Origin of the sequence: Micrococcus sp. HMSC31B01 (genome assembly GCF_001816085.1) — a bacterium.
GTDB lineage: Bacteria > Actinomycetota > Actinomycetes > Actinomycetales > Micrococcaceae > Micrococcus > Micrococcus luteus.
Window position 1 is genome coordinate 1 of sequence record NZ_KV824996.1, and the last position, 5,671, is coordinate 5,671.

Below are 5,671 nucleotides of genomic sequence, written 5' to 3' on the forward strand. Positions count from 1 at the left end.
CCCGGCCCGCCGATTGGCGGACCGGGCCCGGTTCTGTCTATACTGATTCGGTTGCTCAAGCGCCATTGCGCTGTCGTCGTGTGTCTCGCGGCGGCAGCTCGGCCCAGATGTGACGTCACCACTCCGACCCGCCACAGGCGCGTGCCCTCCCAGGAATGCGACACGCCCGACCGCGTGGACCGGAGTCCGGCGGCGGCGAGGAACCCGGTCCGACCGGATTCGCCCCGCGCGGGTGGAGGACAAGAAGGCGGGCACGATCCGCCGCACAGGGACAGGAACAGCACACCCGACGAGAGAGGCGTGACGCCATGGCGGGACAGAAGATCCGCATCCGGCTGAAGTCGTACGACCACGAGGTCATCGACGTCTCGGCCCGCAAGATCGTTGACACGGTCACGCGCGCAGGCGCGACGGTGGTCGGCCCCGTGCCGCTGCCGACGGAGAAGAACGTGTACTGCGTTATCCGTTCTCCCCACAAGTACAAGGACAGCCGCGAGCATTTCGAGATGCGCACCCACAAGCGGCTCATCGACATCATCGACCCGACCCCGAAGGCCGTCGACTCGCTCATGCGACTGGACCTGCCCGCGGACGTCAACATCGAGATCAAGCTCTGAGAGGGAGGTGCTGAGAGACTATGACCAACACCCAGAACATCAAGGGCCTGCTGGGCACGAAGCTCGGCATGACCCAGGTCTGGGATGAGGACAACAAGCTCATCCCTGTGACCGTGGTCAAGGCAGACCCGAACGTCGTCACCCAGCTGCGCTCCGAGGAGACCGACGGCTACACCGCCGTGCAGATCGCCTACGGCCAGATCGATCCCCGCCGCGTGACCAAGCCCCTGGCCGGTCACTTCGAGAAGGCCGGCGTGACCCCGCGTCGCCACCTCGTCGAGCTGCGCACCGCCGACGCCGCCGAGTACTCCCTCGGCCAGGACGTGACCGTGGAGGTCTTCGAGGCCGGCCAGAAGGTCGACGTCGTGGGCACCACCAAGGGCAAGGGCTTCGCCGGCGCCATGAAGCGCCACGGCTTCGCCGGTGTGGGCGCCTCGCACGGCCAGCACAAGAACCACCGCAAGCCCGGCTCCGTGGGCGGCGCGTCCACCCCCGGCCGCGTGTTCAAGGGCCAGCGCATGCCCGGTCGCATGGGCGCCGTGCGCCAGACCACCATGAACCTGACCCTCCACGGCATCGACGTGGAGAACAACCTCCTGCTGATCAAGGGCGCGGTGCCCGGCTCCAAGGGCCAGGTCGTGCTCGTCCGCAGCGCCGTGAAGGGAGCCTGAGACCATGGCTGAGAACTCCGTGAAGACCGTCCAGGTCGATCTGCCCGCCGAGCTCTTCGACGTGCAGTCCAACGTGCCGCTCATGCACCAGGTCGTCGTCGCCCAGCTCGCCGCCGCCCGCCAGGGCACGCACAAGACGAAGCGCCGCGGCGAGGTGTCCGGCGCCGGTCGCAAGCCGTTCAAGCAGAAGGGCACCGGCCGCGCCCGTCAGGGCTCCATCCGCGCCCCGCACATGACCGGCGGCGGCATCGTCCACGGCCCGACCCCGCGTGACTACTCGCAGCGCACCCCCAAGAAGATGAAGGCCGCCGCCCTGCGCGGTGCCCTGTCGGACCGCGCCCGCAACGGCCGCGTCCACGTCATCGAGGCCCTCGTGTCCGGGACCACCCCGTCCACCAAGGCCGCCAAGGCGGGCCTCGCGTCCCTGAACACCGGCCGCAAGAACGTGCTGCTGGTGATCGACCGGGCCGACGACGTCGCCGCCCTGTCCGCCCGCAACCTGCCCGCGGTCCACACCCTGTACGCCGACCAGCTGAACACCTACGACGTGCTCGTCTCCGACGACGTCGTGTTCACCCAGGCGGCCTACGAGGCGTACGTGGCCCAGGCTTCCGGCGCCAAGAAGGAGGATGCCCAGTGAGCGGCTCCATCAACAAGGATCCCCGCGACGTGATCATCGCTCCCGTCGTGTCGGAGAAGAGCTACGGTCTGATCGACGAGGGCAAGTACACCTTCCTGGTCGACCCGCGCTCCAACAAGTCCGAGATCAAGCAGGCGGTGGAGCGCATCTTCAACGTCGACGTGGCCTCGGTCAACACCCTGAACCGTTCCGGCAAGCGCCGTCGCACCCGCCTCGGGTGGGGCCAGCGCAAGTCCACCAAGCGTGCCATCGTCACGCTCAAGGACGGGACCATCGACATCTTCGGAGGTCCGCTCGCCTGATCGGCGTGCGGAGACCACTTAATCGAGGAACTGACACATGGCTATCCGTAAGTACAAGCCGACCACCCCGGGCCTGCGTGGCTCGTCCGTGGCCGACTTCGCAGAGATCACCCGGTCCACGCCGGAGAAGTCCCTTCTCCGTCCGCTGCACAAGACCGGCGGCCGCAACAACACCGGTCGCATCACCACCCGTCACAAGGGCGGCGGCCACAAGCGCCAGTACCGCCTGGTCGACTTCCGTCGCCACGACAAGGACGGCGTGCCCGCCACCGTCGCGCACATCGAGTACGACCCGAACCGCACCGCCCGCATCGCGCTGCTGCACTACGCGGACGGCGCCAAGCGCTACATCCTGGCCCCGGCCAAGCTGAAGCAGGGCGACGTGGTCGAGGCCGGCCCGAACGCCGACATCAAGCCCGGCAACAACCTGCCGATGCGCAACATCCCCGTGGGCACCACCATCCACGCGGTGGAGCTGCGCCCCGGCGGCGGCGCCAAGATGGCCCGCTCCGCCGGCGCGTCCGTGCAGCTGGTCGCCCGCGAGGGCAAGTACGCCCAGCTGCGCCTGCCCTCCGGTGAGATCCGCAACGTCGACGTGCGCTGCCGCGCCACGATCGGCGAGGTCGGCAACGCCGAGCAGTCGAACATCAACTGGGGCAAGGCCGGCCGCATGCGCTGGAAGGGCGTCCGCCCGACCGTCCGCGGCGTCGTCATGAACCCGGTCGACCACCCGCACGGCGGTGGCGAGGGCAAGACCTCCGGCGGTCGTCACCCCGTCAACCGGAACGGCAAGCCCGAGGGCCGCACGCGTCGTCCGAACAAGGAAAGCGACAAGCTCATCGTGCGTCGCCGTCGTACCGGCAAGAACAAGCGATAAGGGAGCAGGGAAGACATGCCTCGCAGCCTGAAGAAGGGCCCCTTCGTCGATCAGCACCTCTACCTGAAGGTTCTGGCCGAGAACGAGAAGGGCAGCAAGAACGTCATCAAGACCTGGTCCCGCCGGTCGATGATCATCCCGGACATGCTGGGTCACACCATCGCGGTCCACGACGGACGCAAGCACGTCCCGGTGTTCGTCACCGAGTCCATGGTGGGTCACAAGCTGGGCGAGTTCGCCCCGACCCGGACCTACCGCGGCCACGTGAAGGACGACAAGAAGGGCAAGCGCCGCTGAGCCTGAGGGCACAGCACGCTTGACCTTCTCGAGAATCGAAAGAGAGAAGCAATGGAAGCCAAGGCAATTGCGCGCCACCTGCGCGTGACGCCGATGAAGGCCCGGCGCGTCGTCGACCTGGTCCGTGGCAAGCAGGCCACCGAAGCACTGGCCATCCTGAAGTTCGCCCAGCAGGGCGCTTCGGAGCCGGTGTACAAGCTGGTGGCCTCCGCGGTGGCGAACGCCCGCGTCAAGGCGGACCGCGAGGGCCAGGCCTTCGACGAGGACGCCCTCTACATCACCGAGGCCTTCGTGGACGAGGGCCCGACCATGAAGCGGTTCCAGCCCCGTGCTCAGGGCCGCGCGTACCGCATCAACAAGCGCACGAGCCACGTGACCGTGGTCGTCGCGTCCAAGGACGAGAAGGGTGGGAACTGACAATGGGCCAAAAGATCAACCCCAACGGGTTCCGCCTCGGCATCACCACCGACCACGTCTCGCACTGGTTCGCGGACTCCCACAAGGAGGGCCAGCGCTACGCTGACTTCCTCAAGGAGGACGTCAAGATCCGCGAGCTGATGACCACCGGCATGGAGCGCGCCGGCATCTCCAAGGTGGAGATCGAGCGCACCCGTGACCGCGTGCGCGTGGACATCCACACCGCGCGTCCGGGCATCGTGATCGGCCGCCGCGGCGCCGAGGCCGACCGCATCCGCGGTGAGCTCGAGAAGCTCACCGGCAAGCAGATCCAGCTGAACATCCTCGAGGTCAAGAACCCCGAGACCGATGCCCAGCTGGTGGCGCAGGGTGTGGCCGAGCAGCTCGCCTCGCGCGTGGCGTTCCGCCGCGCGATGAAGAAGGCGATCCAGTCCGCCATGCGCGCCGGCGCGCAGGGCATCCGCATCCAGTGCTCCGGCCGCCTCGGCGGCGCCGAGATGAGCCGCTCGGAGTTCTACCGCGAGGGTCGCGTGCCGCTGCACACCCTCCGCGCGAACATCGACTTCGGCAAGTTCGAGGCCAAGACCACCTTCGGCCGCATCGGCGTGAAGGTCTGGATCTACAAGGGCGACCTGACCGCCAAGGAGCTCGCGGCCAAGGAGGCCGCGCAGCCCTCCGGCCGTGGCCGTGGCGGCGAGCGCCGTGGCGGCGGTGAGCGTCGTCGTCGCAACGATCGCGCCGAGCGTGCTCCCCGCCAGGAGAACGCCGGCGCCGGCGCCGAGACCCCGGCCGCCGCTCCCGCTGAAGGAGGCAACGCCTGATGCTGATCCCCCGTCGCGTCAAGCACCGCAAGCAGCACCACCCCAAGCGTTCCGGCGCCGCCAAGGGCGGCACCACCGTGACGTTCGGCGAGTGGGGCATCCAGGCGCTCACGCCGGCCTATGTGACCAACCGTCAGATCGAGGCCGCCCGTATCGCCATGACCCGCTACATCAAGCGTGGCGGCAAGGTCTGGATCAACATCTACCCGGACCGTCCGCTCACCAAGAAGCCCGCCGAGACCCGCATGGGCTCCGGCAAGGGCTCGCCGGAGTGGTGGGTCGCCAACGTCAAGCCCGGACGCGTGCTCTTCGAGCTGTCGGGTGTCACGGAGGACGTCGCCCGCGAGGCGCTCCGCCTGGCCATCCACAAGCTGCCGCTGAAGGCCCGTATCATCCGTCGAGAGGGTGGTGAGTGATCCCATGGCGATCGGCACCAAGGATCTGAACGTCGAGTCCCTGGACGGGATGGACAACGCCCGCCTGCTGGAGGCCCTGAAGTCCTCCAAGGAGGAGCTGTTCAACCTGCGCTTCCAGGCCGCCACCGGTCAGCTGGACAACGCCAGCCGGCTGAAGGCCGTCAAGCGTGACATCGCGCGCATCTACACGATCCTGCGCGAGCGCGAGCTGGGCATCCGCGGCGATGTCGCCGCCGAGGCGCAGGCCGAGAAGAACGAGGAGGCTGCCAAGTGACCGAGCAGACCCCGGCCGTCTCCGAGGAGCGCGGCTACCGCAAGGCCCTCCGTGGCATCGTCGTCTCCGACAAGATGGACAAGACCATCGTCGTCGAGGTCGAGGACCGCAAGAAGCACTCGCTCTACGGCAAGGTGCTGAAGACCTCGAAGCGCGTGAAGGCGCACGACGAGGACAACACCGCCGGCGTGGGCGACCGCGTCCGCCTCGCCGAGACCCGCCCGCTGTCCGCCTCCAAGCGGTGGCGTCTGGTGGAGATCGTCGAGCGCGCCAAGTGATCGACCCGGCCCCCTGAGGGCCGGCGACGCAGAGGGCCGCCCCGTGCACTGGCACGGGGCG

The 5,671-nt window shown here is 68.3% G+C and carries 11 protein-coding genes; all 11 read left to right on the forward strand.

The genetic code is table 11. The features are described from left to right. The first annotated feature begins 308 nt into the window (after positions 1–308). The 11 genes from rpsJ to rpsQ are packed head-to-tail and all read left to right on the forward strand — an operon-like array spanning position 309 to position 5,610. Positions 309–617 (forward strand): 30S ribosomal protein S10, encoded by a 309-nt coding sequence (gene rpsJ, locus HMPREF3105_RS02970; RefSeq protein WP_002857463.1) that lies wholly within the window; start codon positions 309–311, stop codon positions 615–617. 20 nt (positions 618–637) lie between these two features. Next, complete coding sequence (gene rplC / locus HMPREF3105_RS02975; protein WP_036317759.1) at positions 638–1,288, forward strand: 50S ribosomal protein L3; 651 nt, start codon at positions 638–640, stop codon at positions 1,286–1,288. Positions 1,289–1,292: 4 nt separating this feature from the next. Next, the gene (gene rplD / locus HMPREF3105_RS02980) at positions 1,293–1,928 is read left to right on the forward strand and encodes a 50S ribosomal protein L4 (RefSeq protein ID WP_036381542.1); all 636 of its coding nucleotides are present in this window, start codon (positions 1,293–1,295) and stop codon (positions 1,926–1,928) included. Continuing rightward, entirely contained in the window at positions 1,925–2,230 is a 306-nt protein-coding gene (rplW, locus tag HMPREF3105_RS02985; protein ID WP_070708751.1) for a 50S ribosomal protein L23, read from the forward strand. The genes rplD and rplW overlap by 4 nt, the downstream gene beginning before the upstream one ends. A gap of 37 nt (positions 2,231–2,267) precedes the next feature. Beyond that, positions 2,268–3,107, forward strand: coding sequence for a 50S ribosomal protein L2 (gene rplB, locus HMPREF3105_RS02990; protein WP_010080386.1), 840 nt, complete (start codon positions 2,268–2,270; stop codon positions 3,105–3,107). A gap of 15 nt (positions 3,108–3,122) precedes the next feature. Further along, the gene (gene rpsS, locus HMPREF3105_RS02995) at positions 3,123–3,404 is read left to right on the forward strand and encodes a 30S ribosomal protein S19 (RefSeq protein WP_002857475.1); all 282 of its coding nucleotides are present in this window, start codon (positions 3,123–3,125) and stop codon (positions 3,402–3,404) included. A gap of 51 nt (positions 3,405–3,455) precedes the next feature. Further along, complete coding sequence (gene rplV / locus HMPREF3105_RS03000) at positions 3,456–3,821, forward strand: 50S ribosomal protein L22 (RefSeq protein ID WP_017487837.1); 366 nt, start codon at positions 3,456–3,458, stop codon at positions 3,819–3,821. 2 nt (positions 3,822–3,823) lie between these two features. Further along, positions 3,824–4,642, forward strand: coding sequence for a 30S ribosomal protein S3 (rpsC, locus tag HMPREF3105_RS03005; protein WP_002857479.1), 819 nt, complete (start codon positions 3,824–3,826; stop codon positions 4,640–4,642). Beyond that, the gene (rplP, locus tag HMPREF3105_RS03010) at positions 4,642–5,058 is read left to right on the forward strand and encodes a 50S ribosomal protein L16 (RefSeq protein ID WP_036317764.1); all 417 of its coding nucleotides are present in this window, start codon (positions 4,642–4,644) and stop codon (positions 5,056–5,058) included. Before rpsC ends, rplP begins: the two co-directional genes overlap by 1 nt. Positions 5,059–5,062: 4 nt before the next feature. Further along, complete coding sequence (rpmC, locus tag HMPREF3105_RS03015) at positions 5,063–5,332, forward strand: 50S ribosomal protein L29 (RefSeq protein ID WP_036317766.1); 270 nt, start codon at positions 5,063–5,065, stop codon at positions 5,330–5,332. Continuing rightward, the gene (rpsQ, locus tag HMPREF3105_RS03020; RefSeq protein ID WP_036317768.1) at positions 5,329–5,610 is read left to right on the forward strand and encodes a 30S ribosomal protein S17; all 282 of its coding nucleotides are present in this window, start codon (positions 5,329–5,331) and stop codon (positions 5,608–5,610) included. Before rpmC ends, rpsQ begins: the two co-directional genes overlap by 4 nt. Positions 5,611–5,671 lie beyond the last annotated feature (61 nt).

Coding starts and splice junctions, on each gene's coding strand:
- rpsJ (WP_002857463.1), top strand. CDS start 309: ATGGCGGGACAGAAGATCCGCATCCGGCTGAAGTCGTACGACCACGAG.
- rplC (WP_036317759.1), top strand. CDS start 638: ATGACCAACACCCAGAACATCAAGGGCCTGCTGGGCACGAAGCTCGGC.
- rplD (WP_036381542.1), top strand. CDS start 1,293: ATGGCTGAGAACTCCGTGAAGACCGTCCAGGTCGATCTGCCCGCCGAG.
- rplB (WP_010080386.1), top strand. CDS start 2,268: ATGGCTATCCGTAAGTACAAGCCGACCACCCCGGGCCTGCGTGGCTCG.
- rpsS (WP_002857475.1), top strand. CDS start 3,123: ATGCCTCGCAGCCTGAAGAAGGGCCCCTTCGTCGATCAGCACCTCTAC.
- rplV (WP_017487837.1), top strand. CDS start 3,456: ATGGAAGCCAAGGCAATTGCGCGCCACCTGCGCGTGACGCCGATGAAG.
- rpsC (WP_002857479.1), top strand. CDS start 3,824: ATGGGCCAAAAGATCAACCCCAACGGGTTCCGCCTCGGCATCACCACC.
- rplP (WP_036317764.1), top strand. CDS start 4,642: ATGCTGATCCCCCGTCGCGTCAAGCACCGCAAGCAGCACCACCCCAAG.
- rpmC (WP_036317766.1), top strand. CDS start 5,063: ATGGCGATCGGCACCAAGGATCTGAACGTCGAGTCCCTGGACGGGATG.